We start from the raw sequence: 23,138 nt of genomic DNA, 5'->3' as shown, positions 1-23,138 counted from the left end.
GGATAGCTTGTCAGCGAGATAGCTGGATGGCTTAACCCGCAACCCTTCCCATCTCCTAACTCCTTTCTCCTGTCTCCTGATTAACGATACTTCTTGCTATGCTCTTGCAGTAGTGGTGGATCTCTTCGAAGGCGTGGAGGAGATCCATGTGGATATCGTGGGTCATGGCCGATTCCGGAAGCGTGCGGAGCCGGTGCAGATGGCGGGATTCGGCGGCGGCCGACAGTACCAGAAAATCGCGGTCGCCGTGAAGCACGTTCGATGCCTGCCGGACGTTCATCTCCTGGATGGCAACGGTAAGCGTGGCGATCTCGCGGCAGACAAACGCATGCAGGGCGGAAAGATCGGCTTTGCCTTCCGCGGTCATGCCGGAAGGCTGTTCGCGTGTTTTTTCAGGCAGTTTCTGCAGCAGCGATTCGATGCTGTCGCCGATGGCTTCCTGATCCTTGACGATGTTCATGAGAGCGAACGCCTCGAGCGACTCCCGCTCTCCAAGTTCGTGACGACTGATTGCGATAAGGTACGCTGAAACTCTCGATTCGAGATAATTCACTTTTTCTTCCCTCATTCTTATCCCGCCGCCAACCGAGAGTTCCGGAAAAACCTTGTCCCTCGCCGCTTCGCTGCCGGTAAAGACCGGAAGCATGGCGCCTGCCATGCGTTCGAGGATCCGGTTCATGCGTGCGGTTTCGGCCCGGGCATAGCTCAGGGCAAGCGACGGCGCAGAAAGCGCGCTGTTGGTGATATACCAGACCGAAGGCTGGAGCCGGGTTTCCCCGGGATTGTCGGGTATGAGGCGGATCAGCAGTTTACCCCATAAGGCGATAAACGGCAGAAACATAACCGCCATGAAAACATTATAGAGCGTATGAGCGTTGGCGATCTGGCGGGGAATGACTGTTCCCGGCAACCCCTCGGAGGGCGAAATCATGCGCACAAAATCGGCATACAAAGGGATAACAAACAGAAAAATCGCGACTCCGGTGACATTGAACAGCACCTGCGCCAGAGCGACGCGCCGTGCCGGACGGAGCATACCTATACTGGCCAGCGATGCCGTGATGCAGGTGCCGATGTTGGCGCCGAGCAGCATCGGAATGCCTGCTTCGAGCGTCAGCGTGCCCTGCTGGGCAAGCGTAATGACGATGCCGATGAACGCTCCGCTGCTCTGCATCAGCGCGGTCAGCAGCATGCCGGCCAGAACGCTGTAGAGCGGATTTTCCATGTAGCGAAGGAGGTCGATGAACGGTTCGTACGAACGGAGCGGCGCTACGGCTCCCGACATCAGGCTCATGCCGAAAAGAAAAAGACCGAACCCGTAGATCGCCTCTCCCGCATTGCGAAGCCCTTCCCTCCGGCTCGAGAGGTTCAGTACGAAACCAGATGCAAATACCGGAAGGGCGTATTCATGGATGCGGAACGCAATGAGCTGCGCCATGGCCGTCGTGCCGATTTCGGCTCCGAGAATGATGGAGAGCGCCTGTACGTAGGTCAAAAGATTCGACTGCACCAGTCCCACCAGCATCACCATGATGGTGCTGCTCGATTGCACCATCATGGTGGCAAGCGCGCCTGCAAGCAGTCCCGTAAAGCGATTGTCGGTGATACGCGCTATAAAATCGCGCATGCGTCTTCCGGCTGCCTTTTTCAGGCCACCGCTCATCACCCGGATACCGTAAAGGAAAAGCGCCAGTCCTCCGGCGAACGAAAGCGCTATAGGCACAAAGGAGATCTCGTTCTGCATGGCTTTTCGGGATTACCCTGGGTTCATCACGCCAAGAATCTCGCCTGTTCTTCTCTTTCTGTATGCGAAAACCTCGTCGAGGCGACGGCTGACGATCAATGCGTTGACCATATCACCGAACGCGCCGAAAGGCATTACATAGTCTATCCGGTCGATCATCTCAACTCCCCCCGGGATTTCGCGAAACTCGTGACGGTGAACCCAGCTTTCGTAGGGCCCGGACTTCTGTCGATCGACAAACAGAAATGGTCGTTCAACACTGATTATTTCCGTTTCCCACTCGACCGGCAGCATCATGAACGGGTAGAGCGTATAGGTGATGAGCATGCCCTCGTAAATCTGCCGGCCTGGTGAACCGTCGGTGATTCTGAAAAACATTTCAGGAGGGGTGATCCTTGAAAGGTTTTCCGGGGAAGAGAAAAAGTCCCATGCTGTTTCGATAGTTACCGGGATCCGCTGCAGATATTTCAGGGTATACATTTGACGTTCGATGATCTTTTTCAGATATAACGGCAGGAAGGTCTAAAAAGTAGCTGGCAAGAATAGCTCAATGCGGCATTTTTTTCATCTTGCACTGTCGGGATGTCATCTTTTTTTACGATTTTGCCGACATCAGGCGCAAAGAACCGAAATATCAGCTTTACATGACAAGGCCCTTGATAAAAGCCACCGTTGCCGCAATCATCGCCCGTTCGCCGGAAGAGCGTTCGACGATAGTGCTGACAAAAAGATCCGTGAACCCGTTCAATGGCTGCTGGTGCCTGCCGGGAGGGCATATCGATGCGGGAGAGAGCGCCGTTACGGCCGTCAGGCGCGAAGTTCAGGAAGAGACGGGACTCGATTTCGTCAACCCGGCGTTCCTCTGCTACAGCGATGAAATATTTCCGGCAGAGAATTTTCATGCCGTCGCGCTTGCCTTTCACGGAACCGCATGCGGCACTCTCCGCCTGATGCCGGACGAAGTCGAAGAAGCTGCCTGGTTCAGGCTTGAAGATGTTTTTTCGATGCCCCTTGCATTCAATCATGAATCGATTCTGAAACGCTATGCCGCACTGCTCGAGATCTGAAAACCGGATTTTGTTTTTTTTGTTTTTATGTGCTGTTTTTCTCGTTGCCGGATGCCGGAAAGAATATCCGGGATCGGATAAAACCGACAACAGGCCGAAAATCGTCAGCCTCGCCCCCAGCGTTACCGAAATGATCTTCGCTGTCGGTGCGGGCGATCAGCTCGCTGGCCGCACGTCGGCATGCGACTGGCCTGCCGAAGCCGAAAAGGTGCCGGTCATCGGCGCGTTCGGCAGACCGTCCATGGAGATGCTCGCCTCCATACACCCTGACATCGTCATCAACGTCGATCTCGAAGACGAGCGCAACAGCGATAAAATACGGGATCTGGGCATCCGCACGGAACGGATCGACTGCAGGACCCCGGACGACATCCCCGGAGCGCTCCGTACGATCGGCAGACTTACCGGACATGAACGAAAAGCCGACAGTCTTGCCACCGTCATCGAAAAAGGGCTTGCGACGTTCAGAAACGACAACCTCCAACAAAAAGAAAAACCGCTCGTCTATCTTGAAATCTGGGACGATCCGTTCTGGACCGGAGGAAAGGAGAGCTATACCTCGGCTCTTATAGCATATGCCGGGGGCAGAAACATCGGCGACACCGTCAGAAAGGAGTATTTCGAAATATCCCAGGAATGGGTCATCGAACAGAATCCCGAGGTGATCGCCTGCATGTATATGTCCAAAGAGGCGCCTGCAGCCGAAGGGGTGCTGCGGCGACCGGGATGGCATCACATCGCGGCTGTAAAGCAGAAAAGGGTGTTCGACGGTTTCGACAACAGCCTTTTTCTTCGTCCCGGTCCGCGGGTACTCGAAGGAATAGCGCAGCTTAAAAGCCTGATTGAAAAAAAATAAGCGACCGAGCCTCCTGTTTTTTCCGACACGTTCCCGGATAACGGTTGAATTGATTATCTTGGGGGCCTTGACTTCGATGAAGCCGCAATATAACAGCACGCCTGCATGAAGAAATCGCCACTGGTCATCCTTCTCCTCACGGTCATGCTCGACCTGATCGGGTTCGGCATTGTGCTGCCTCTGCTTCCGACCTATGCCAAAGAACTCGGCGCAAGCCCGTTCATGATCGGCCTCATAGCGGCGATTTTCTCCATCATGCAGTTCATCTTTTCTCCGCTCTGGGGAAAGCTGAGCGACAGGATCGGGCGGCGTCCGGTCATGCTCATCAGCATATTCATCACCTCGCTTTCCTACCTGATCTTTTCCCAGTCCGACAACATCCCTCTGCTGATTTTCGCTCGCGGGCTTTCAGGAATCGGTTCGGCCAATATCGCGGCAGCCCAGGCCTACATTACCGACGTTACCGACAGCAAGAACCGTTCGGGAGCCATGGGCATGATCGGCGCTGCCTTCGGCGTGGGGTTCATCATCGGCCCGCTTATCGGGGGCCTGCTCATGCACAACTACGGCATCGAAATGGTGGGCTATGTCGCATCCGGGCTCATTTTCCTCGACTTCATCCTTGCCGTCATCTTCCTGCCCGAATCCAACAAGCAGGCCAGAAAATTCGATTTCGCCATGCTCGGCCGGAAAGGCGCGACGGCGACCGAACCCGGACAATCCGCCTCTTTCCTGAAGACAAAGGCTGACGAATACATCGAAGGGCTGAAGCTCGCCTTCAGCTCGAAACCGCTTGCCCTCCTGATGATCGCAAACTACATTTTCACCTTCGCCATCGTGAATATGCAGGTAGCTTCCATTCTGCTCTGGAAGGAGTATTTCGGCGCATCCGATCAGGAAATCGGCTATATCTTCGCCTATGTGGGATTTTTCTCGGTCATCGTGCAGGGCGGGCTTATCAGCCGTCTCATAAAAAAACTCGGAGAACACAAGCTCTTTCTCTGGGGACATATCTTCACGTTCGCAGGTGTTTTCTTCGTGCCGTTCATCCCCCAGGACACGCTCTTTTCGGCAGGTCTTGTCATCCTGCTCTGCTTCGCCATCGGTACAAGCCTCGTGGCGCCGATCAACCTTTCGATGATTTCTCTATACAGCTACAAACAGAAGCAGGGACAGATACTCGGTCTTTCGCAGTCCGTCAACTCTTTCGCCCGCATCATGGGCCCGTTCAGCGGCAGCATCCTGTACGGCATGGATTTTCACGCCCCCTATATCGTTGCCGGAGCCCTTACCGTCATCGGCACGTTTATAGCTCTCGGGCTGTTCAAATATAAAATCGAGGCCCTTGATCCGGCTGTCGAAAACGAAAGCATCTGAAAAAGAAACGAACCAGTTGACGAGGAAACAGGCTATATGCGTATAGGAGTCATAGGAACCGGAAAGCTTGGTGAATTCCATACGAAACTGCTCGGGGAGATCGCCGCGGCCTCCTCTGACCTGACCGTTTCAGGCATCTTCGACATGAACGCCCTGCGGGCGGCCGAAATAGCATCGAAATACGAAGTCCGGCGATTCGGCTCCATTGAAGAGATGTCGGCAAACTGCGATGCGGCAATCATTGCCACAACCACCAGCTCCCATTTCGATATTGCCCGACGGCTGCTGTCAGAGAAAAAACACCTCTTTATCGAAAAGCCGATAACCGCGACGCTCGAAGAGGCCGACGAACTGATCCGGCTTGAGGAGGAAAATGGCGTCCGCATCCAGGTCGGCCACATCGAACGGTTCAACCCGGCGCTCCGGGCCGTCGAGTCCTGGATCGGGGAACCGATGTATATCCAGGCAGAACGGCTGACCGGTTTTTCGCTCAGGGTAACGGACGTCTCCGTGGTGCTCGATCTCATGATCCACGATATCGACCTCGTGCTCTCCCTCATAAAATCAGACATCAGAAATATTTCCGCCTCCGGCGTCCGTGTCTTTTCGAACGAACTCGATATGGCGACGGCAAGAATCGACTTCGTGAACGGCGCTACGGCCAACGTTACCGCAAGCAGACTCAGCCGCAACAGGATCCGCAAGATGCGCTTTTTCTGCAACGCCCCGAAAAGCTACGCATCGCTCGACCTGACCAGCGGCAAATCGGAGGTATTCCGGCTGGTGCACCCTCTTGAAGCCTCCTCGAAAAATCCCGTCAGAACCTATGCTGCCCGAAAGATTCTCGAGCAGTTCGGGGAGATCAGGGAAGCCATGAACGGTATGGTGCTCGACTACATCACCCCCGACGTGCCGAAGACCAATGCGCTGCGGGATGAACTCGAACACTTCATCGATGCGATACGCAACGACCGGCCTGTGACGGTAAGCTCGAAAGACGGACGAAGGGCCGTGATGGTGGCCGATCGCATAGCCGATGAAATTGCCGCCAATGCCGCACTTTGCGACTGAAAGGTTCGAGGGGAAAAACAGCATGCAGTCCATGAAGCGATATACTGATTCCGACATTCCGGAAGTACTCTTCCGTATAGGAGATCTTGCCGACAGCGAAAACCTCCCCTGCTATCTCGTGGGAGGATATGTACGCGACATCCTTATGCGGCGGGCGTGTACCGATATAGACATCATGGTCGTGGGCGATCCGGTCTCTTTTGCAAAACGTGTCAGAAACGGGCTGAACGGCAGGAATTTCGTGCTGTTCGAACGGTTCCGCACCGCTCAGTTCGAAATAACGGACAGTATTGCCGGCTCGTTGAAGATCGAAATCGTGGGCGCGAGAAAAGAGTCGTACAATCCCGATTCCCGCAAGCCGATAACCGAAACCGGCACACTCGAAGACGACCTTTCCAGGCGGGATTTCACCATCAATGCGCTTGCCGTCAGCCTCAATGCCCTCGACCGGGGAACGCTTATCGACCGCTACGGCGGACTCGACGACCTTGAGCAGGGTATTCTGAGAACTCCGCTCGAAGCCGAACAGACCTTTTCGGACGATCCCCTGCGCATGATGCGCGCCGCCCGCTTTGCCGCACAGCTCGGCTTCAGGCCGGAGCCGGACATGGTAGCGGCGATGAGTGCCATGCACGAACGCATCAGGATCGTATCGAGGGAACGCATCAGTCAGGAGTTCTTCAAAATCATGCTGAGCCCGACGCCGTCCACAGGCCTAAAACTGCTCCATGAAACAGGCATTCTCGGCGATATCCTTCCCGAAGTGACCGCCATGGCAGGCATCGAGCAGGTCGATGGCCTCGGCCATAAAGACACGCTTTACCACACCTTCCAGGTGGTGGACAATGTCGCCAGATACTCCGACAAACTCTGGCTGAGAGTATCCGCCCTGCTGCACGACATCGCAAAACCGGCCACAAAACGATTCACTCCGGCCACCGGCTGGACATTTCACGGACATGAAGCCGTCGGTATCAGAATCGTATCGAAAATCTTCAAGTCGATGCGCTGGCCGCTCGAACCGCTCGACTACGTGCAGAAAATGGTGCGGCTGCACCACCGGCCGATCCCTCTGTCGAAGGAGGAGATCACCGATTCGGCCATCCGGCGGCTGATGTTCGATGCCGGAGAGGATCTCGACGACCTGATGAGCCTTTGCCGCGCCGACGTAACCAGCAAGAATCCCCGGAAGGTGATGCGCATCATGAAAAATTTCGGAAATGTCGAAGAAAAAATCGCCGAGGTTGCCGAGAAGGACCTGCTTGCCAGATGGCGGCCGCCTGTCGACGGCGCCGATATCATGCGCACTCTGGGCCTCAGCGAAGGAAAGATGGTCGGCATCATAAAAAGCCGGATGGAAAATGCCGTGATCGACGGCGTCATCCCCTACGACCGCGATGCCGCCCTCGCCTACATCCGTCAGGTCTACGATGAACTGCAGGGCGGATGCCGGTCATGACCGGCATCCGCCCGTCCCGATGCATGAGGATATCTGGTTTTTCTTGACGCGGTGCGTTATATTCAGGACATTGCTGCAAAGAGTACGATAACCTAAACCGATACCACGTTGATTGAACGTTATTCACCAAAAGACATGTCGGCTATCTGGACCGAAGAAGCGAAATTCCAGCGCTGGCTCCAGCTTGAAATCGCCGCCGTCGAAGCCCGGATGGAAGCCGGCCTCGTTCCTGAAGATGCCCTCCTGACCATACGGGAGAAAGCCGCCTTCAAAGTCGATGAAATCCTTGAAATCGAAAAAGAGACCAAGCATGACGTCATAGCCTTTCTGACCAATGTCGCAGGCAATGTCGGCCCGGCGTCGCGCTATATCCATGAAGGTCTGACATCGTCCGACGTTGTCGATACCTGCCTTGCCATGCAGATGCGCGACGCCGGAACCATCCTTGTCGCCGATATCGAAAATCTTGTCGATGTGCTTGCCCGTCGGGCCGTCGAATTCAAGTATACGCTTGAAATGGGACGTACCCACGGCATTCATGCCGAACCGACCACATTCGGGCTGAAACTGCTCCTGTGGCGCCAGGAGATGCTGCGAAACCTCGAGCGCATGAACAATGCCGTCCGGACGGTTTCGGTCGGAAAGATTTCAGGCGCGGTCGGCACCTATCAGCATCTCTCGCCGGATATCGAAGCAGCCGTCTGCCGGAAACTCGGACTCGAACCATCGCCGATCTCCACGCAGATCCTGCAGCGCGACCGTCATGCGGAATTCGCGACAACACTGGCGATAATCGCTTCATCCATTGAAAAATTCTCTGTGGAACTACGCCATCTTCAGCGCACCGAAGTCCGCGAAGCCGAGGAGTTCTTCAGCAAGGGGCAGAAAGGGAGTTCGGCAATGCCGCACAAGCGAAACCCGATAACCTTCGAACGGTTGACCGGGCTCGCCCGCGTCGTACGTTCTAATTCTATTGCCGCAATGGAGAACGTTGCGCTCTGGCATGAACGCGACATTTCACACTCGTCGGTCGAGCGCGTCATCATGCCCGACTCCACGATTGCGCTCTGCTACATGCTGCGCACCTTCAGCGATTCTCTCGAAACCCTGCTGGTCTACCCCGAACGCATGGAAGAGAACTTCAACTCCTCCTACGGTCTGACGACATCGCAAACCCTGCTGCTCGCTCTTACCGGAAAAGGGATGACTCGCGAAGAAGCCTATCGGCTGGTACAACGTAACGCCATGGAAAGCTGGGCCGGAAAAATCCACCTGCGTGATCTGGTGCTGCAGGACGAAGAGCTGATGCAGCATATCTCTGCCGAGGAGATCAACGACCTTTTCAGCTTCGAGAACATTCTCGGAAAACTCAGGACAAGCGTCGATATCATATTCAAACGCAACGGACTGTGAGCACGACAAACAAACGACCGGGAGATCTCCCGGTCGTTTGTTTGTCGTGCTGATTTTTTGTAAATTAATGTTCATTTTTTACCGGGGGTCAACCTGCCGGCCCTATCCGGATCGGCGCGACGTCTCTCACGTTGCGCAGCAACAGCAATCACTCGTATAACGTTTGTAATTACAAGTTATTACGTATGTTAATAACCGTGGGAGATCGTTTGCCCTATGTATGCCCGTGTCGTGACAACCAGTAAGAATACAGCTGAAATTCAACTCGTCTGCACCGATGCATCCCCTGCCGCAATGCATTGCGGAGCCTGCAGCATGGGTAAAAAACCGGCAGTGAAGGCCGAGACCGTGCTTGCCGAAAACAGCATCGGGGCCAAGGCTGGCGATCTGGTGGAGTTTGCCGTCAGGGAGCACGGCGAACTCAAGGCGGCCGCCCTGCTGTTCATCCTGCCGCTTACGGTGTTCATTATCGTACTCGGCATTGCGGGTTCGGCCGGTCTCGGCTTGTGGCAATCGTTCCTTGCCGGTACTGCGCTGCTTGGAGCTACGTTTCTCGTACTGCAGATGATGCTGAAGCACAAAACCTATTACTACATTGCAGGAATCAAATAATCGCATATGATCAGTGACGTATTCATACCGGCAGTATCGAGTCTCGGAGCCGTAGCCCTTGCCCTCGGGCTCATCATTCACTTCGTCTCGAAAAAATTTCATGTCGAAGAGGACCCGACCGTCAAGCTTGTCAACGGCATTCTGCCGGGAGTGAACTGCGGTGCTTGCGGTTTTCCGAGCTGCGGGCAGTTTGCCGAAGTACTTGTCGAAACAAGAAATTCCACAATGACCTGCCCGGTCGGCGGCGCCGATCTTGCTGCGAAACTCGGCGAAGCACTCGGCATGACGATGGCGGAACCCAAACCGCAGCTTGCCGTGCTTCTGTGCCAGGGAAACAATGATGTTGCGCGCCAGACGGCCGAATATCTCGGCATACAGGACTGCTGGGCCGCAACCCAGGCCTTTGCCGGCCCGAAACAGTGCCGCTACTCATGTATCGGTCTGGGAAGCTGTATCGCATGGTGCGATTTTGGAGCCATGCGCCTGGAGAACGGCCTGATCGTCATCGACAAGGATCTCTGCACGGGATGCGCGGCCTGCATTCCTGCCTGTCCGACAGGGGTTCTTGTCATGCAGGACAAGAAAGCTTCACGCTATTTCATTGCATGCAATTCCCGCGACAGGGGCGCCGCGACGAAAAAAGCCTGCGATGCAGGATGCACCGCCTGCCAGAAATGCGTCAAGGTATGCGAAGACAATGCAATCGTCATCGAGGAGTTCCTTGCAAGGATCGTTCAGGATAAATGTACGGCGTGCGGCAAATGCATCGAGGTATGCCCCACGAAGGTCAACTGCATCAGGCTCGAAAACGACCTGAAAGCCGTGAAACAAAAACAGGCATCATAAATGAATACGTTCAGAACAGGAGGGATTCATCCTCCGGAGAGCAAACTAACCGGAAACAGCCCGATAGAGGTCATGCCGCTGCCTTCAGAACTGGCCATCCCGCTCAGCCAGCATCTCGGAAAACCGGCAAAACCTGTCGTTAAAATGAACGACGAGGTTAAAAAAGGGCAGCTCATAGGCGAAGCGGACGGATTCATCTCGGCTAACGTCCATGCAAGCACGAGCGGCAAGATCAAGGCGATCAAACCTCACCCGCATCCGGGAGGACAGTATGCCATGACCGTATTCATCACGCCTGACGGCAAAGATGAATGGGCTGAAGGTCTCGAGTGCGCTCCGGCTGACTGGAAACGGTTGTCGAAACAGGAAATCCTAAGAAAAATCAAGGATGCCGGCGTCGTCGGCATGGGGGGCGCCGGATTTCCCACAAATGTGAAGCTCTCCCCTCCTCCCGATAAAAAAATCGATACCCTCATTCTTAACGGAGCGGAATGCGAACCGTTCCTGACCGCCGATCACAGACTGATGGTCGAATCTCCTGAAGACATCGTGACCGGTCTTGAAATCATGGCTTCCCTTTTCGATGGTCCGCTGAAAATTGCCATCGGGATCGAATCGAACAAACAGGATGCTATCGAGACGCTCCAGCGGTATGCGCTGCCCAAACAGATCGATGTTGTGTCGCTGAAAACGAAATATCCCCAGGGAGCGGAAAAACAGCTGATCAACGCAATCACCGGCCGGATCGTCGGCGAAGGCGAACTGCCGTTCGACAAGGGATGCATCGTTCAGAACATCGGTACCGCCGTAGCCGTCTGTGAGGCGGTCTGCAGAAACAGACCGCTGATCGAACGGGTGGTTACTGTTTCAGGCATGGAGATTACCCGCAAAAAAAACATCACCGTACGAATCGGCACGAGTTTCAGCGACATCATAGCGTTCTGCGGCAACATGTCGGATAAAACCAACCAGGTCATCTCCGGCGGCCCGATGATGGGCAAGGCTGTCTTCTCGCTCGACGTTCCGGTCGTAAAAACGACATCGGGCATCCTGTTCATCAATAACCTGGCTCTCGGCAAATCGATGGAACGAACCTGCATCAGGTGCGGCCGGTGCGTCGAGGTCTGTCCCCAGGGACTTGCGCCGTGGCTGCTGGCCAACGTCGCGCAGCTCCGTCACTTTGACGAAATACAGACTCTCGGCCTGGCAAACTGCACGGAGTGCGGAAGCTGCACCTATGTCTGCCCGTCGAGACGCGAGCTCGTCCACTGGATAAAATATGCCAAAGCGCTCGTCGCCAACCGGCAGAAAAGAAAATCAGCGTAAAACCACAGTCCACTCTCATGCAATCAGTCAAACTTAAAGTTTCCTATGCGCCGTTCGTACGCACGAAAGACTCGATCGAGTCTGTGATGTACAACGTCGCCCTTGCGCTTGCACCGGCAACCGTCATGTCAGTCTACCTTTTCGGCATGCGGGCGCTGCTGGTGAACCTCGTCTGCATCGCAAGCTGCATCGGGTTCGAATGGCTGATGGATACCATCAGAAAAAAGCCGGCCTCCTGCCTTGACGGCAGCGCATTCGTTACCGGACTCCTGCTTGCCCTGAACGTGCCTTCGAATCTCCCGCTCTGGATGCTCGTTGTCGGCTCCTTCATAGCCATTGCCGCCGCCAAGCATGTTTTCGGAGGACTGGGACACAACGTTTTCAATCCGGCACTCGTAGCACGGGTTTTTCTGCTTGTCTCTTTCCCCGCGGCGATGACGAGCTGGCCCGTTCCGTTTGCTGTCGATATGGAAACCGCGGCTTCCCCGCTCGGCATCCTGAAAACCGACGGCGTGGAAGCCGCAATGAAGTCGCTCGATCTGATGAGCGGTTTTTACGGCACCATGAACGGCAGCATGGGCGAAACATCCTCGCTCGCTCTGCTCGTCGGCGCCGGATGGCTCTTCTACAAACGCTACATCACCGTGTATATACCGTTCACCCTGCTCGGTTCCGTATTTCTCTTCACCGCGATTTTTCACCTGATCGACCCTGCGGCCTACGCTCCGCCTCTCTTTCACATGGTGACCGGCGGACTCCTTCTCGGAGCTTTCTTCATGGCTACCGATATGGTAACCTCGCCCCTGTCGGTTCGCGGACAGATTATTTTCGGTCTCGGCTGCGGCCTCCTGACGGCTGTCATCCGCCTCTGGGGAGGTTACCCGGAGGGCATTTCGTTTGCCATCCTCATCATGAACGGTTTCGTGCCGCTCATCGACAGCTGGGATCTCAACGACAGAAAGGCAATCCATCATAAGAAGTTACAAACAACATGAGGCCCATAATTACACTTACGATAGTCGGACTGATCGCGGCGGCTCTGCTCGCAACAGTCGAGGATCTGACCCGCGAACCCATTGCGCTTGCAAAAGCCGAAATGAAGCGGAAGGCTATCGAGGAAATATTTCCTTTCGGCATCGACAGCCTGAAGAACGTCGAGACTCCGAAAACGAAATTCTACGAAGCCTACGATAAAAAAGGGGTACTGAAAGGTATAGCAGTGGAATCGGCCACGACCCTCGGCTACAGCGGAAAAATCGAAATCCTGCTCGGCGTCTCGCCGGAAAAGAAGATTTTCGACTATAAGGTAGTCTATCACCTCGAAACGCCGGGCCTCGGCGACAAGATAGACAAGCCGAAGTACAAGGAGCAGTTCCGCGGAAGGGCTCTTGAGGGGACCGTCTGGAAAGTGAAAAAAGACGGCGGCGAGATCGACGAACTCACAGCAGCAACCATCTCTTCGAGAGCGGTCACCGATGCCGTGGAGCGCGGTCTGAAATACATCAACGAGCAATATCCAAACAGCGAAGGAAAATGAACGAAGCACTCAATATTCTCACCAGGGGATTTGTCCGCGAAAACCCGGTCACAAAAATGCTGCTCGGCCTCTGCCCCGTGCTTGCCGTTACCACTTCGGCGGTCAACGGGCTTGGCATGGGTCTTGCGACGACCTTCGTGCTGCTCGGCTCGAACATCGTCATCTCCCTTACTGCAAAGGTTATTCCGGATACCGTGAGGATCCCGGCTTTCGTGCTTGTGATCGCTACCTTCGTGACAATCGTCGATCTGCTGATCAAAGCATACTCTCCCGAACTCAACCAGGCGCTCGGCATCTTTATCCCGCTGATCGTGGTCAACTGCATGATACTCGGACGGGCCGAAGCTTTCGCCAGCCGGAACGGCATCTGGTACTCCGTCATCGACGCTGTCGGCATGGGTATCGGCTTCACGCTTGCCCTCTTCGTACTTTCGGCATTCAGGGAAGTTCTCGGTTCCGGCACCATATTCAACATGCCGCTGGTTGGAGAGGATGCGAGCACCATTCTGGTCTTTGCGCTGCCTCCGGGAGCCTTTGCCGGCCTCGGACTGATCATTGCCGGCCTCAACGCACTTGAAAAGAAAAAGGGGGGTAAATAATGCAGGAATTGTTTCTGGTCATCATCAGCGCGGTATTCGTCAACAATGTGGTATTCGCGCGCTTTCTCGGCATCTGCCCTTATCTCGGCGTCTCGAAAAACCTCGATACTGCCATAGGCATGGGCTTTGCTGTCACCTTCGTCATGACTGTTGCTACAGCCATCACGTATGTCCTGCAGAAGGCTGTGCTCGTTCCCTTCGGGATCGAGTTCATGCAGACCGTCATGTTCATTCTGGTCATCGCCTCGCTGGTACAGCTCGTGGAAATCGTCCTCAAAAAGGTCAGCAAGTCACTCTACAGCTCGCTCGGCATCTATCTGCCGCTCATCACCACAAACTGCGCGATCCTCGGCATGGCGCTCATAGCCATCCAGGAAGATTACGATCTCCTTACCTCGGTAGTCTTCGCTTTTTTCTCGGCCATGGGCTTTATTCTGGCCATCGTCATGTTCGCAGGTATCCGCATCAAACTCGAAGAGGCGGACGTACCGGCACCGTTCAAAAACGTGCCGATCGGGTTCATTTCGGCGGCTATTCTCTCGCTTGCCTTCATGGGATTTTCGGGTCTCGTCAAATAAGTCCCGCAGAGATATGAACCTGAGAGCACCTCAGGTTCACTTATCCTCACTCCTCATCTTTTCAGGATCATCGGCAAGCTCGTCGATTTTGGTGTGTTCCCATAGCGGAACGCGATCGTAGTAGGCAGCCCTGCCGATAATATGTGCGGCAACGGGTGCGGTAAGGAAAAGAAAGACGATAATCGATATTGCCCGCGCCGCTATGGCAATATCGAACCAGTAGAGCACCGTACCGGCAAGCACCAGACCGATGCCGAGCGTCGAGGCTTTGGTCGTGGCCGACATCCTCGTATAGAGGTCGGGCATCCTGAAAATGCCTATTGCCGAAAGCAGAATGAAAACCGTACCAAGCAGCAGCAGTATGCCTCCGAGGATCTCTCTCATCGTTTTTTTCCTTTACCGAGATAAAATGCGAACGCCACCGTTCCGAGAAACGCCAGAATGGCAACGATAATGCCCACATCGAGAAATGTTGTCGAGTTATTTTTTATGGAATAAACTGCTATGAAGGCAATGGCGTTGGCAGACAGGAGGTCAAGCGCCACTACCCTGTCCGCAATGGACGGGCCGATGACCAGCCGGACGAATATGACAAGAATGGACAGGCCGATCAGAGCCACAGCCGTGTCTACCGAGAAATCGATAATAGTCATCTGAGCAGATCGAGCAATCGTTTTTCAAGACCTTCCTTCAGCTCCCTGCGGAATGCATCGGCATTGGTGACGTAGAGCGCATGGACATAGAGCGTTTTTTTATCCCGCGAGACATCGAGACTGAGCGTACCCGGAGTGAGGGTAAGCAGATTGGCGAAAAGGGTAATCTCCATATCCGTCCGGGCATCGAGAGGAAAAGCGATGATTCCCGGTTCCATATAATCCTTCGGCGTAATAATATCATAAGCCACCTTGAGATTGGCGATGATCAGTTCCTTCATGAAAAACAGAAGAAACATGAAAACAAGAGGAATTTTCCTGAAATAGGCATCGCCGCCCAATGCCGGACGCGATATCCACAGAAGAAAATAGCCGATGACCATGCCGGCAGCAAATGAGGGAATGGAGGCGTCACCGGTCAGCAGCGTCCATCCCATGGCCAGAAGAATGTTGTAGAGCAGATGGTTCATTCCTTCCTCCCGAGTATCGGCGTGATGTATGACTCCGGATCGAGCAACCGGACGGCTGCAGATTCGGCAATACGGAAAACCGGTTCGAAAAAGATCCCGAACAGAATACTCGCAAGAGCGAGCAGGACGACAGGAAATACAAGCATCACTTTACCGGCCGTACCCATCGATGCATAGCGGTTCGGGGCATCTGCCTCCCGGGCCTGCGGCTGTTCCTTCCAGAACGCCTCGTTCCATATTTTCATCATCGAAAACAGAGTCAGCAGGCTGACGAAAATCGCGACACCGGTAACAATGTACTCTTCTGCCCCCAGACCTGCCCTGATGACGACGAATTTCGCCCAGAAACCCGAAAGAGGGGGAATTCCGGCAAGAGCGAGCGCTGAGACAAGAAAAAGCACAGCGACAAACGGATAACGGGCATATACTCCTCCTGACTTTTTGAGGTCAAAGGTGCCGGTAATGCGCTCGACCATGCCGCTGATATAGAACAGATTGGTTTTGGCTATGATGTTGTGCACGATATAAAAGAGAGCGCCGGCAATTGCAAGCGGCGAATGCAGGGCAAGCCCGAAAATCATATAGCCGATCTGACTGACGATATGAAAGGAGAGCAGTTTGCGGATATCGTACTGCGCGACGGCTCCGAGAACGCCGATGAGCATGGTCAGGGCCGAGGCGGCAAGCAGCACGCCGTTGATGAAACCGGATTCGTGCGGGAAAACCGTGGTAAAGAAACGGATCAGCGCATAAACGCCCACCTTGGTCAGGAGGCCGGAAAAAATAGCCGATACAGGAATCGGTGGCGTATGGTAGGAAGCGGGAAGCCAGAAAAAAAACGGAAAGACGGCTGCCTTGACGCCGAACGTGACCATGAACAGTATGGATACGACGGCAAGAAGTTCCTTCTGCTCAAGCTGCGGAGAGATCCGTGCAAGATCCGCCATATTGAGGGTACCGGCAATACCGTAGAGAATACCTGCTGCTGCAAGAAAAACCGACGACGAGAGAAGGTTGATGGTAACATACTTTATGGCACCCTCGAGCTGCGCCGGCGTGCCGCCAAGCACAAGCAGTACGAAGGATGAAATCAGCATGACCTCGAACCAGACATAAAGATTGAAAACGTCACCGGTAAGAAATGCCCCGTTGATGCCCATCATGAGCAGCTGGAGAAGCGGATAATAGAAGAACTTCTCCCGTTCCTGATCGATCACGGCAAACGAGTAGATCACGGTGGTGAGCCCTATCAGGGCGGAAGCCGCGATCATGACGGCTGAAAGCGGATCGGCAACCAGAGTGATGCCGAATGGAGCTGGCCAACCTCCGGCCTGCAGCGTCAGCATGCCTCCGGAAATGACGGTTCCAAGAATCCGGATAGCCGATACAAGCAGCAGGAGCGAAGATGCAAAACCGATGATGCGCTGCATCGGCACAGAGCGGCGGAAAAGCAGCATCGCGATCGCGCTTGCAAGCGGAAGCAGTACGGGAATAATGATTATCTGGTTCATCTGGTTCAACGCTCACTCCCTGGGCAGTTCATCGGTTTTTTTCATCAGATCGAGATCCTCGGTTCCCAGCGTGAGCCAGGTACGCTTGAAGAGCACGATGGTAAAAGCCTGCACGCCGAAACCGATAACGATCGCCGTCAGGATAAGTGCCTGGGGCAACGGGTCGGCAAACTCGCCGCCGAGCAAGGCGGATCCTTCGGGGACGAATGCCGGAATCCCCTTCGTCAGCCTGCCGACCGTGAATATGAGCAGATTGGCCGCATGACCGAGCAGGATCAGGCCGAAAATCACCTTGACCATGCTCCTTCTCAGAATAAGAAAAATTCCGGCGGCATACAGGCATCCTATAACCAAAGCTAACAAGAGCGTCATTGGCGGTCTTCCTCGGCAAGTGAAAAAATGATTTTGAGGGTTATACCAAGAACAAGAAAATAGACCCCGGTATCGAAAACAAGCGGTGTGCCTACCTTTCCCAGCAGGGGAATGCCCGTGTCGATCCAGATGCCTGTCATAACGCTGCCTCCTGAAGCAAGACCGGGCAATGTGCTTGAAAGCGCGAGCAGCAATCCCGCGGAAATCAGATGAAACGGATCGATGGCAAGCAGTTTCTCGGCTTTGCCGATACCGTTGGCGATGAAATAGAGGGCATATGCCGCTGCGGCGACGAGCCCGCCCACAAAACCGCCCCCGGGTTCGTTGTGGCCCCTGAAAAGAAGAAAAACGGAAAACATCTGCAAAAGCAGCAGCAGATACTTCGAAGCCGTTGCAAGAATAATAGAATACATCAGGAACGCTCTCCTTTTATGACAAGCTTGAGCATGGCGAACACGCCGATTGCGGCAATTGCGAGCACGGTTATTTCACCAAGCGTGTCGATAGCCCTGAAATCCACGAGTATGACATTGACGATATTGCGACCTTTCCCTTCAGGCAGGCTTGTTTCGGCAAAATAGCGTTTCAGGCCGGAATCGAGTTCTCCCGATGCCGTCAGCAATACCATGATCGTCATGAAGATGCCTGCCGAACCGGCAATGACAGCATCCCTGATACGTGAGAGTGTCGAGGAATAGGTGGAGAAGCGTGGCAACCGGTAGAGCACGAGAACAAAAAGGATCACGCTGAGCGTTTCGATTGCGAAGGTGGTAAGGGCAAGATCCGGCGCACCGTAAAGAATGAAGATGATGCCTATCGAAAAGCCCATGACGCCCAGAGCGATAACGGCTTTCAGCCTTGAAGTCGAGGTAATCAGCAGCAGAATCGAGACAAGGATGATCGAAACGATTGCGACTTCGTAAAAGGTGACCTCACCCGCAGGAAATGGCGGCAGTACGGAAACGTTTCCGGCAATGGCCGAAGCTCCGAGAGCCACCGCAGTGACGACGATGACGATAACGTAATTGCGAAGGCTGCCGTTCTGCACGATACGGGTCTGCGTCCTCGCGAATCGCTGCAGGCCATCGAGCGCAGCATCATACCACGCGGAGGGTTTCAGGATCGGGAGAATATGGCGATCTTTCAGATACGGAAGCATCCTGCCGCGCAGAAAATAGAAAAACATACCGCACAAGAGCGTCACAAAACTAAGGAGGAGCACCTCGTTGAAACCGTGCCAGAGTTTTATCCTGAAGGTGAGCGTATCGGCGAGCACGACGGATGCGAACCGGTCGAGCATGGAACCCATCAAATAATCGGGAAAAAGGCCTGCCAGAAGACCAAACAGGGCAAGGCATGCCGGACCGGCAAGCATGGTCAGTGGCGCTTCGTGAGGTGTCGAAGGCAGCTGACGCATCTTTCCTGCGAACGGGCGTATGCCCGCAAGCAGGGTAATCATGACGAGAAGCCCGTTTGCGGCGACAGCCGCGACAACGAGATACCGGCCCCAATCCTCGAGTTCAAGGATCGAGGCATAGAGCGTCTCCTTGCCGATGAACCCGACAAGAGGAATAACTCCCATCATCGATAATGAGGCGAGCATTGCCGTCGCCATGGTAAACGGCATCGCACGTCCCAATCCGCCAAGCAAACCGACATCCCTGGTGCCGGCCGAATGATCGATGGTGCCGGCAACAAGAAAAAGCGTGCCTTTATAGAGCGAATGCGCAACCAGATAGATAAAAAAAGCCTTGATTGCATGCTCCGACCCGATACCGATCATCATGCAGAGAGTTCCCAGAACGCTCACCGTGGAATAAGCAAGCAGCTTCTTGAGGTCGGTCTGGCTGAATGAGAGGACAGCCGAACCGATCATCGTCAGCGCGCCGACGACGAGCAGAGTGTCCTGCCAGAACACCGTGCCGCCGAGCACGTGGTTCATCCTGGCAAGCAGGTAGATGCCCGCTTTGACCATCGTGGCGGAATGCAGGTATGCGCTCACCGGCGTCGGTGCCGCCATGGCGTTCGGCAGCCAGAAATGGAATGGAAACTGGGCGGATTTCGTAAACGCTCCGATCATGAAGAGAAGAGCAATCGCGGGATAGAGCGGAGAGGAGACGATGCTATCGTGCTGCAGGTAGAGTTCGGAGATCTCCATCGTACCGGACAGGCCGGAAAGAAGGATCAGACCTGCAAGAAGCGCCAGTCCCCCGCCGCCGGTGACGAGCAGCGCCTGCAGCGCCGATTTTCTGGACTGCCCTTCATGATGGCTGAATCCGATAAGAAGAAACGAACTGATGCTGGTCAGCTCCCAGAAAACGAACATGGCCGCCATATTGTCGGAGAGGACGAGACCGAGCATCGAGGTCATGAAAAGAGAGATCGAAAAGAAAAACCTCGGAGCCTGTTTGTAGTGCTGCATGTAGGTGCCGGCATAGAGAAAAACGGCTGCGCCGACAAGAGTGATGATCAGGGCGAAAGTGAAGCTCAGCCCGTCGAGCAGAAAAGAGAGGTTGACGCCGAGCGAAGGCACCCAGAAAATGGTTTCCCGGACAATCTCTCCGGCGGCAATGCGAGGATAGTAAGAAATAAAACCGGACAGAAGCAGAAGAGGAAGCAGCACTGCAACCAATCCGAAATACCTCCTTATCCTCCCGTAAAGGAACGGCATGGCGGCAGAAACGACAAACCCGGTCAGCAGCAGATAAAACAAAAGCATCTCCTCCATAGTCGAATGGGCGGCGCTCCGTTGAAGATCCCGTGCAATACCGTCCTGATTGCGTCAGAAGATCCCTGGGAGGAACACCCGTAATGACAAGCCTATAGTTCGGTACATAAACATGAAGTTACCTGAATATAATAACATACATTCCAAATCGATGCAAATCGGCCGATGAGCGGTTTTATTTGTTATTTTCAATGCCGTCGGCCATGGCAATAAAATACATTCAGACATGCTTATCCGCTCACTGCAACGCTGCCCGATCTTCCTGTTCTGCCTGTTACTGCTTGCATGCGAACAAAAAGGCCTCGACCATCGGATCTATGAACAGGAAAAGGTGCTGATGGGCACGGTGATGAAAATAAAGGCCGAAGCTCTTCAACAGGATGAAATGAAAACCCGTGAAGCATTCGACGATGCATTCAGGCTTATCGCCGCTCTCGAATCGGACCTGAGCGAATGGCAGGAAGCCAGTCCGGTATCGCTGGTCAACAGGAATGCCGGCATAAATCCGGTCGCCGTCCCTGAACCGGTTGTAACGGTCACCCGCAAATCCCTGGAGATCGCACTCATCTCCGATGGCGCATTCGACGTCACCTTCAGGCCACTCGGCAGACTCTGGAACATCAGGAGCCGTAAAATGCCGCCACCAGCGGACAGCATCGCCGTTATCGCCCGGCTTGTCGATTACCGGCTGATCGAACTCGATACCCTCCGCAGCACCATCTTCCTGAAAAAACCCGGAATGGAAATCGGATTCGGAGGCATCGCCAAAGGGTATGCCGCCTGGAAGGCGGGCGAACTGCTGAAGGATCGCGGCATCGTCAATTTCATCATCAATGCGGGAGGCGACCTCTACGTGCACGGAAGCAAAAACGGCAGCTCCTGGAGTTCGGGAATTACGGACCCGGACAATAAAACAGGCGGCAAACCCGTCATCGCATTCCGGATACTGAAACCCTGCGGCATAGCGACAAGCGGAAACTACGAAAACTACTTTGTATGGCAGGGAAAGCGCTACCACCACATCATCGACCCCTCAACCGGTTATCCGGCGGAGGGGATCAAAAGCGCCACGGTGTTTTCCGACGATCCCGCGAAAGCCGATGCCTACGCAACCGCATTCTTCATCCTTGGCTACGACAAGGCGCTTGAAATTATCGGAAAGGACTCCAAAGCGGCTTTCATTCTCATCGATAAGGATAACCGGATCCTGCGAAGCCCGAACCTCGGACGGTATATCGCAATCCTCGACAATCAGACCGGTTTCTGACGGCTTTTCCTGTATCGGTTTATCAGCGCGTTGGTCGAGCTGTCATGACCTGTAACATCCAGCGATCCCTGCAGTTCGGGAAGAATGGCTTTTGCGAGCTGCTTGCCGAGTTCCACCCCCCACTGATCGAACGAGTTGATCTGCCAGACCACACCCTGAACAAACACCTTGTGCTCGTAGAGCGCGATGAGGCTGCCGAGGGTAAAGGGATTGAGTTCCTCAAGCACCAGCGTGTTCGTGGGACGGTTTCCGGGAAAGACCTTGTGCGGCGCAAGCATGGCGATTGCTCCGGCATCGTATCCGGCTGATTCAAGCTCCCGGCGCGCTTCTTCCTCGCTCTTTCCCTTCATCAACGCCTCGGTCTGCGCAAAACAGTTTGCAACAAGCATGTCATGGTGCTCGCCAAGCGGATTGAGGCTCTTGAGCGGCAGAATGAAATCCGCAGGAATGAATGCGGGGCTCTGGTGCAGAAGCTGGAAAAAAGCATGCTGGGAGTTCGTGCCCGGCTCTCCCCAGATCACCGGACCGGTAGCATGATCGACGATATTTCCGCTGCAGTCCACCCTTTTGCCGTTACTCTCCATATCGAGCTGCTGCAGATAGGCAGGAAACCGGTGCAGATACTGGTCATAGGGAATGACCGCATGGGAAGCGGTCTGAAAGAAGTTGTTGTACCAGACTCCGAGCATAGCCATGATTACCGGCATATTTTCTTCGAGCGGCGCATGCAGAAAGTGCTGATCCATTGCGCAGGCGCCTGCAAGCAGTTGCGAGAACCGGTCGAAACCAAGAAACAGCGCGATTGAAAGCCCTATCGACGACCAGAGGGAGTACCTGCCGCCGACCCAGTCCCAGAAACGGAACATGTTCGACAGATCGATACCGAACTCCGCGACCTTTTCACGATTTGTCGACACTGCGGCGAAATGCCGGGCGATATGCCGCTCTTCTCCGGCATGGCCGAGAAACCATTTCCGGGCGCTCAGGGCGTTGGTAAGGGTCTCCTGGGTTGTAAACGTTTTAGAAGCGATGATAAACAGCGATGTTTCGGGATCGAGAGCCTTGAGGGTTTCGGCAATATGCGTTCCGTCGATATTCGAGACGAAATGCACCCTTATCGCTCCATGCGCATAGGGCCTGAGCGCTTCGGTAACCATATAGGGACCGAGATCGGAGCCACCTATGCCGATATTGACCACATCGGTGATCCGTTTGCCGGTATACCCGGTCCAGTTTCCCGAAACAACCCTGTCGCAAAACGACTTCATCTGATCGAGAACGTCTGCCACCTCCGCAGAGACATCGATCCCCTCCACCACAAGATTATAGCCCGAAGGCCTGCGCAGTGCAGTATGCAGCACGGCCCGTTTTTCGGTTATATTGATCGGATCTCCCCCGAACATCCTCTCTCTCTTTTCTTCGACCTCTGCCGTGCGCGCAAGATCCATAAGCAGCAGCATGGTGGCATCCGTAATCCGGTTCTTCGAGTAGTCGAGCATAATTCCCGCTGCCTGAAGCGAAAAACGTTCGGATCTGGCCGGGTCATCAGCAAACAGCTGACGCATCGACAAAGAAGCAATTTCCTTGTTGTGAAGCTGCAGGGAGTTCCAGGCGGCACTTTTCGAAATATTCATAGAGGTACAGGCTAACGG

24 protein-coding genes are annotated in these 23,138 nt (G+C 54.4%); 14 read left to right on the top strand and 10 right to left on the bottom strand.

Annotated elements, in window-relative coordinates:
- Positions 1 to 55: 55 nt before the first annotated feature.
- Positions 56 to 1,744 carry a Na/Pi cotransporter family protein gene (locus tag K4305_RS10115; protein ID WP_331562309.1) on the bottom strand — a complete coding sequence of 563 codons (1,689 nt, stop codon included), beginning with the start codon at positions 1,742 to 1,744 and terminating at the stop codon, positions 56 to 58.
- Positions 1,745 to 1,756: 12 nt separating this feature from the next.
- Positions 1,757 to 2,224: an SRPBCC family protein gene (locus K4305_RS10110; protein ID WP_331562308.1), complete on the bottom strand. Its 468-nt coding sequence runs from the start codon at positions 2,222 to 2,224 to the stop codon at positions 1,757 to 1,759.
- Positions 2,225 to 2,388: 164 nt separating this feature from the next.
- Between K4305_RS10110 and K4305_RS10105 the strand changes: the two genes are divergently transcribed.
- The 13 genes from K4305_RS10105 (at position 2,389) to rsxA (ending at position 14,485) form a co-directional block, all read left to right on the top strand.
- The gene (locus K4305_RS10105) at positions 2,389 to 2,811 is read left to right on the top strand and encodes an NUDIX hydrolase (protein ID WP_331562307.1); all 423 of its coding nucleotides are present in this window, start codon (positions 2,389 to 2,391) and stop codon (positions 2,809 to 2,811) included.
- Positions 2,789 to 3,667 carry a cobalamin-binding protein gene (locus tag K4305_RS10100; RefSeq protein WP_442880462.1) on the top strand — a complete coding sequence of 293 codons (879 nt, stop codon included), beginning with the start codon at positions 2,789 to 2,791 and terminating at the stop codon, positions 3,665 to 3,667. The genes K4305_RS10105 and K4305_RS10100 overlap by 23 nt, the downstream gene beginning before the upstream one ends.
- 105 nt (positions 3,668 to 3,772) lie before the next feature.
- Entirely contained in the window at positions 3,773 to 5,044 is a 1,272-nt protein-coding gene (locus K4305_RS10095) for an MFS transporter (RefSeq protein ID WP_331562305.1), read from the top strand.
- A 36-nt stretch (positions 5,045 to 5,080) separates the two neighbouring features.
- On the top strand, positions 5,081 to 6,115 hold the full coding sequence (locus K4305_RS10090; protein ID WP_331562304.1) for a Gfo/Idh/MocA family oxidoreductase: 1,035 nt from the start codon (positions 5,081 to 5,083) through the stop codon (positions 6,113 to 6,115).
- A gap of 31 nt (positions 6,116 to 6,146) precedes the next feature.
- A complete protein-coding gene (locus K4305_RS10085; RefSeq protein WP_331562303.1) occupies positions 6,147 to 7,574 on the top strand; it encodes a CCA tRNA nucleotidyltransferase in 1,428 nt (475 codons plus the stop codon).
- A 108-nt stretch (positions 7,575 to 7,682) separates the two neighbouring features.
- On the top strand, positions 7,683 to 8,987 hold the full coding sequence (purB, locus tag K4305_RS10080) for an adenylosuccinate lyase (RefSeq protein ID WP_331562302.1): 1,305 nt from the start codon (positions 7,683 to 7,685) through the stop codon (positions 8,985 to 8,987).
- A gap of 216 nt (positions 8,988 to 9,203) precedes the next feature.
- Positions 9,204 to 9,599 carry a SoxR reducing system RseC family protein gene (locus K4305_RS10075; RefSeq protein ID WP_331562301.1) on the top strand — a complete coding sequence of 132 codons (396 nt, stop codon included), beginning with the start codon at positions 9,204 to 9,206 and terminating at the stop codon, positions 9,597 to 9,599.
- Positions 9,600 to 9,605: 6 nt separating this feature from the next.
- Positions 9,606 to 10,445 carry a Fe-S cluster domain-containing protein gene (locus tag K4305_RS10070; protein ID WP_331562300.1) on the top strand — a complete coding sequence of 280 codons (840 nt, stop codon included), beginning with the start codon at positions 9,606 to 9,608 and terminating at the stop codon, positions 10,443 to 10,445.
- A complete protein-coding gene (gene rsxC / locus K4305_RS10065) occupies positions 10,446 to 11,771 on the top strand; it encodes an electron transport complex subunit RsxC (protein ID WP_331562299.1) in 1,326 nt (441 codons plus the stop codon). It begins immediately after the preceding gene.
- 17 nt (positions 11,772 to 11,788) lie between these two features.
- Positions 11,789 to 12,766: an RnfABCDGE type electron transport complex subunit D gene (locus K4305_RS10060; protein WP_331562298.1), complete on the top strand. Its 978-nt coding sequence runs from the start codon at positions 11,789 to 11,791 to the stop codon at positions 12,764 to 12,766.
- Complete coding sequence (locus tag K4305_RS10055) at positions 12,763 to 13,308, top strand: RnfABCDGE type electron transport complex subunit G (RefSeq protein ID WP_331562297.1); 546 nt, start codon at positions 12,763 to 12,765, stop codon at positions 13,306 to 13,308. Before K4305_RS10060 ends, K4305_RS10055 begins: the two co-directional genes overlap by 4 nt.
- Entirely contained in the window at positions 13,305 to 13,907 is a 603-nt protein-coding gene (locus K4305_RS10050) for an electron transport complex subunit E (protein ID WP_331562296.1), read from the top strand. The genes K4305_RS10055 and K4305_RS10050 overlap by 4 nt, the downstream gene beginning before the upstream one ends.
- The gene (gene rsxA / locus K4305_RS10045; protein WP_331562295.1) at positions 13,907 to 14,485 is read left to right on the top strand and encodes an electron transport complex subunit RsxA; all 579 of its coding nucleotides are present in this window, start codon (positions 13,907 to 13,909) and stop codon (positions 14,483 to 14,485) included. The genes K4305_RS10050 and rsxA overlap by 1 nt, the downstream gene beginning before the upstream one ends.
- A 36-nt stretch (positions 14,486 to 14,521) precedes the next feature.
- Here the strand turns inward: rsxA and mnhG are convergent, their stop codons facing one another.
- From mnhG to K4305_RS10010, 7 genes are read right to left on the bottom strand one after another with little or no spacing between them, the layout of a single operon-like run.
- Positions 14,522 to 14,869: a monovalent cation/H(+) antiporter subunit G gene (mnhG, locus tag K4305_RS10040; protein ID WP_331562294.1), complete on the bottom strand. Its 348-nt coding sequence runs from the start codon at positions 14,867 to 14,869 to the stop codon at positions 14,522 to 14,524.
- Entirely contained in the window at positions 14,866 to 15,138 is a 273-nt protein-coding gene (locus tag K4305_RS10035; RefSeq protein ID WP_331562293.1) for a monovalent cation/H+ antiporter complex subunit F, read from the bottom strand. Before K4305_RS10035 ends, mnhG begins: the two co-directional genes overlap by 4 nt.
- Positions 15,135 to 15,608, bottom strand: a complete 474-nt coding sequence (locus K4305_RS10030; RefSeq protein ID WP_331562292.1) for a Na+/H+ antiporter subunit E — start codon at positions 15,606 to 15,608, stop codon at positions 15,135 to 15,137. The genes K4305_RS10035 and K4305_RS10030 overlap by 4 nt, the downstream gene beginning before the upstream one ends.
- Positions 15,605 to 17,119 (bottom strand): Na+/H+ antiporter subunit D, encoded by a 1,515-nt coding sequence (locus K4305_RS10025; protein ID WP_331562291.1) that lies wholly within the window; start codon positions 17,117 to 17,119, stop codon positions 15,605 to 15,607. The genes K4305_RS10030 and K4305_RS10025 overlap by 4 nt, the downstream gene beginning before the upstream one ends.
- Positions 17,120 to 17,131: 12 nt before the next feature.
- Positions 17,132 to 17,491, bottom strand: coding sequence for a Na+/H+ antiporter subunit C (locus K4305_RS10020; RefSeq protein ID WP_331562290.1), 360 nt, complete (start codon positions 17,489 to 17,491; stop codon positions 17,132 to 17,134).
- Positions 17,488 to 17,904, bottom strand: coding sequence for a Na+/H+ antiporter subunit B (locus tag K4305_RS10015; protein WP_331562289.1), 417 nt, complete (start codon positions 17,902 to 17,904; stop codon positions 17,488 to 17,490). Before K4305_RS10015 ends, K4305_RS10020 begins: the two co-directional genes overlap by 4 nt.
- Complete coding sequence (locus K4305_RS10010) at positions 17,904 to 20,219, bottom strand: putative monovalent cation/H+ antiporter subunit A (protein ID WP_331562288.1); 2,316 nt, start codon at positions 20,217 to 20,219, stop codon at positions 17,904 to 17,906. The genes K4305_RS10015 and K4305_RS10010 overlap by 1 nt, the downstream gene beginning before the upstream one ends.
- A 226-nt stretch (positions 20,220 to 20,445) precedes the next feature.
- On the opposite strand from K4305_RS10010, the gene K4305_RS10005 reads away from it, so the two are divergent.
- Positions 20,446 to 21,486: an FAD:protein FMN transferase gene (locus tag K4305_RS10005; protein WP_331562287.1), complete on the top strand. Its 1,041-nt coding sequence runs from the start codon at positions 20,446 to 20,448 to the stop codon at positions 21,484 to 21,486.
- On the opposite strand, the gene pgi is transcribed toward K4305_RS10005, so the two are convergent.
- Positions 21,471 to 23,120 carry a glucose-6-phosphate isomerase gene (gene pgi / locus K4305_RS10000; RefSeq protein WP_331562286.1) on the bottom strand — a complete coding sequence of 550 codons (1,650 nt, stop codon included), beginning with the start codon at positions 23,118 to 23,120 and terminating at the stop codon, positions 21,471 to 21,473. The two genes, K4305_RS10005 and pgi, sit on opposite strands and share 16 nt — an antisense overlap.
- Positions 23,121 to 23,138 lie beyond the last annotated feature (18 nt).

It is taken from the genome of Chlorobium sp. (assembly GCF_036528655.1).
Classification (GTDB): domain Bacteria; phylum Bacteroidota; class Chlorobiia; order Chlorobiales; family Chlorobiaceae; genus Chlorobium.
This window is presented reverse-complemented; position numbering and strand designations above follow the sequence as displayed.

What these genes read in the sequence shown, in the direction of transcription:
- K4305_RS10115 (WP_331562309.1), bottom strand. Translation starts at nt 1,744, where the DNA reads ATGCAGAACGAGATCTCCTTTGTGCCTATAGCGCTTTCGTTCGCCGGA.
- K4305_RS10110 (WP_331562308.1), bottom strand. Translation starts at nt 2,224, where the DNA reads ATGTATACCCTGAAATATCTGCAGCGGATCCCGGTAACTATCGAAACA.
- K4305_RS10105 (WP_331562307.1), top strand. Translation starts at nt 2,389, where the DNA reads ATGACAAGGCCCTTGATAAAAGCCACCGTTGCCGCAATCATCGCCCGT.
- K4305_RS10100 (WP_442880462.1), top strand. Translation starts at nt 2,789, where the DNA reads ATGCCGCACTGCTCGAGATCTGAAAACCGGATTTTGTTTTTTTTGTTT.
- K4305_RS10095 (WP_331562305.1), top strand. Translation starts at nt 3,773, where the DNA reads ATGAAGAAATCGCCACTGGTCATCCTTCTCCTCACGGTCATGCTCGAC.
- K4305_RS10090 (WP_331562304.1), top strand. Translation starts at nt 5,081, where the DNA reads ATGCGTATAGGAGTCATAGGAACCGGAAAGCTTGGTGAATTCCATACG.
- K4305_RS10085 (WP_331562303.1), top strand. Translation starts at nt 6,147, where the DNA reads ATGAAGCGATATACTGATTCCGACATTCCGGAAGTACTCTTCCGTATA.
- K4305_RS10075 (WP_331562301.1), top strand. Translation starts at nt 9,204, where the DNA reads ATGTATGCCCGTGTCGTGACAACCAGTAAGAATACAGCTGAAATTCAA.
- K4305_RS10070 (WP_331562300.1), top strand. Translation starts at nt 9,606, where the DNA reads ATGATCAGTGACGTATTCATACCGGCAGTATCGAGTCTCGGAGCCGTA.
- rsxC (WP_331562299.1), top strand. Translation starts at nt 10,446, where the DNA reads ATGAATACGTTCAGAACAGGAGGGATTCATCCTCCGGAGAGCAAACTA.
- K4305_RS10060 (WP_331562298.1), top strand. Translation starts at nt 11,789, where the DNA reads ATGCAATCAGTCAAACTTAAAGTTTCCTATGCGCCGTTCGTACGCACG.
- K4305_RS10055 (WP_331562297.1), top strand. Translation starts at nt 12,763, where the DNA reads ATGAGGCCCATAATTACACTTACGATAGTCGGACTGATCGCGGCGGCT.
- K4305_RS10050 (WP_331562296.1), top strand. Translation starts at nt 13,305, where the DNA reads ATGAACGAAGCACTCAATATTCTCACCAGGGGATTTGTCCGCGAAAAC.
- rsxA (WP_331562295.1), top strand. Translation starts at nt 13,907, where the DNA reads ATGCAGGAATTGTTTCTGGTCATCATCAGCGCGGTATTCGTCAACAAT.
- mnhG (WP_331562294.1), bottom strand. Translation starts at nt 14,869, where the DNA reads ATGAGAGAGATCCTCGGAGGCATACTGCTGCTGCTTGGTACGGTTTTC.
- K4305_RS10035 (WP_331562293.1), bottom strand. Translation starts at nt 15,138, where the DNA reads ATGACTATTATCGATTTCTCGGTAGACACGGCTGTGGCTCTGATCGGC.
- K4305_RS10030 (WP_331562292.1), bottom strand. Translation starts at nt 15,608, where the DNA reads ATGAACCATCTGCTCTACAACATTCTTCTGGCCATGGGATGGACGCTG.
- K4305_RS10025 (WP_331562291.1), bottom strand. Translation starts at nt 17,119, where the DNA reads ATGAACCAGATAATCATTATTCCCGTACTGCTTCCGCTTGCAAGCGCG.
- K4305_RS10020 (WP_331562290.1), bottom strand. Translation starts at nt 17,491, where the DNA reads ATGACGCTCTTGTTAGCTTTGGTTATAGGATGCCTGTATGCCGCCGGA.
- K4305_RS10015 (WP_331562289.1), bottom strand. Translation starts at nt 17,904, where the DNA reads ATGTATTCTATTATTCTTGCAACGGCTTCGAAGTATCTGCTGCTGCTT.
- K4305_RS10010 (WP_331562288.1), bottom strand. Translation starts at nt 20,219, where the DNA reads ATGGAGGAGATGCTTTTGTTTTATCTGCTGCTGACCGGGTTTGTCGTT.
- K4305_RS10005 (WP_331562287.1), top strand. Translation starts at nt 20,446, where the DNA reads ATGCTTATCCGCTCACTGCAACGCTGCCCGATCTTCCTGTTCTGCCTG.
- pgi (WP_331562286.1), bottom strand. Translation starts at nt 23,120, where the DNA reads ATGAATATTTCGAAAAGTGCCGCCTGGAACTCCCTGCAGCTTCACAAC.